Here is a 2,173-nt window from a genome sequence, read left to right on the forward strand (position 1 = left end):
GCACGACGTCGGCCTGCACCTGGTCCGCAATGCCGAGGGCGAGCTGGGCTTCAAGGTGCTGGTGGGCGGTGGCATGGGCCGCACGCCGGTGATTGGCACCGTGATCCGCGAGTTCCTGCCCTGGAACCAGATCATGAATTACCTGGAAGCCGTGGTGCGCGTGTACAACCGCTACGGCCGCCGCGACAACATCTACAAGGCCCGCATCAAGATTCTGGTGAAGGCCGAAGGCCAGCGCTATATCGACGACGTCGAGGCCGAATACAAGCAGATCATTGAACACGACGGCGCCCCGCACACCATCACGCAAGAAGAACTCGACCGCGTGACGGCCTGCTTTGTGCCGCCCGCGCTCAATTGCGACCGCAAGAGCGCCGACACAAAAATAGCCAACATCCTGCGCGCCGCCGCTGAAGACGACGTGGAATTCGGCCGTTGGCTGCAGCGCAATGTAGCGCCGCACCAGAACCCCGACCTGCGTGCCGTCACCCTCTCCTTCAAGCGCCTGGGCCAGGCCCCTGGCGACGCCACAGCCGACCAGCTCGACATCGCGGCTGACCTGGCCGACCAGTTCAGCGCCGGTGAAGTACGCGTGACGCACGACCAGAACCTGCTGCTGCCCTGGGTGCGCTGCGACGAGCTGCCCGAGCTCTGGCGTGCCGCTCGCAAAGCCGGTTTTGCCAAACCCAACATCCATCTGCTGACCGACATGATCGCCTGCCCCGGCGGCGACTTCTGCTCGCTGGCCAATGCGCGCTCCATCCCGATTGCCGAAGCCATCACCGAGCGCTACCAGGACATGGACGAGCTGCACGACCTGGGCGAGATCGACCTGCACATCAGCGGCTGCATCAATTCCTGCGGCCATCATCACAGCGGCCACATCGGCATCCTGGGCGTGGACAAGGACGGCCTGGAGTGGTACCAGGTGTCGTTGGGCGGCTCCGATGGTTCCACGCTGAGCGGCGCCTCGGTGCCCGGCAAGGTGGTGGGCCCTTCGTTTACCGGCGCCGAAGTGCCCGAAGTCATTGAAGCAGTGCTGGACACCTATCGCCAGCTGCGCGAGGACGGCGAAACGTTCATCGCAACCTTGCGCCGCGTCGGCATGGAGCCGTACAAAGCCGCCGCCAAGGCTGCGCGCTTTGCCCCCAATACCGTTGCGCACTGAACATTGAGAGAAATAACGATGAAATTACTGCCTTTCAGCGAACAAAGCGACGCTGTCCAATCCGGCGTCCTGGCGCTTGCGAACGACGCCGATCCATTTGAGGTGTCACTCGACGGCATCTCGCGTATCAACCTGCACTTCCCGAAGTTCACCGACGGCCGCGCCTACAGCCAGGCCTTCCTGCTGCGCCGCCGCCGCGAGTTCAAGGGCGAAATCCGCGCCACGGGCGACGTACTGGTGGACCAGCTGGCCCAGATGGAGCGCAGCGGTTTTGACACCGCGGTGCTGCGCGCAGACCAGGACATGGCCGTGGCCCAACGTGTGCTGGCGTCCTACCCCGGTTACGGCGTCGGCAAATACCAGGGAGATGCGGTGGACGTGCAACCCCACTTCAAGGAAGCAAAGGAAGGGGCTACGGCCTGAACACCATGAGCCTCGACCTTGCAAAAATCAACGCAGAACTCGGCCACAACGCGCAGGGCCTGGTGGGCTGGGCCGTGGGACTGGGCCGGCCCGCCATCGTCACCACCAATTTCCGCCCCTTCGAGGCGGTGATACTGCACATGGTGACGCGCGCCAATCCCCGCGTTCCCGTGGTCTGGATGGACAACGGCTACAACACCGAGGCGACCTACCGCTTCGCCGATGAAGTGACCCGGCTGCTCAAGCTGGACCTGCATATTTACCTGCCGCGCCGCTCCCGTGCGCACCGCGAGGCCGTCGAAGGCCCGACCCCGGCGCTGGACGATCCACGCCATGCGGCTTTTACTGAAGAAGTGAAGCTCGAGCCATTTGCCCGCGCCCTGCGTGAAACCGCGCCGCAGGTCTGGTTCACGGCCTTGCGCGCCACCGATACCGCGGTACGCGCCCAGATGGACCCGGTCAGCGTCAACCCCGATGGCCTGATCAAGGTCGCGCCGCTCCTGCACTGGTCGTCCAAGGACCTTTACCAGTACTGCGAAATCAACGGCCTGCCCAACAACTTCGACTATGTGGACCCTACCA

General features: G+C 64.1%; 3 protein-coding genes. All 3 read left to right on the plus strand.

Features of this window, described 5'->3' with window-relative positions; genetic code table 11:
* Positions 1–1,168 (plus strand): nitrite/sulfite reductase (locus tag AC1D0Z_RS20100; RefSeq protein WP_477659935.1); only part of this gene is annotated, 1,168 nt, incomplete at its 5' end.
* A gap of 18 nt (positions 1,169–1,186) precedes the next feature.
* Complete coding sequence (locus tag AC1D0Z_RS20105) at positions 1,187–1,591, plus strand: DUF934 domain-containing protein (protein ID WP_477659936.1); 405 nt, start codon at positions 1,187–1,189, stop codon at positions 1,589–1,591.
* 5 nt (positions 1,592–1,596) lie between these two features.
* The coding region (locus AC1D0Z_RS20110; protein WP_477659937.1) for a phosphoadenosine phosphosulfate reductase domain-containing protein at positions 1,597–2,173 on the plus strand (577 nt) is incomplete at its 3' end.

Source organism: Polaromonas sp. P1_E3 (assembly GCF_056405935.1).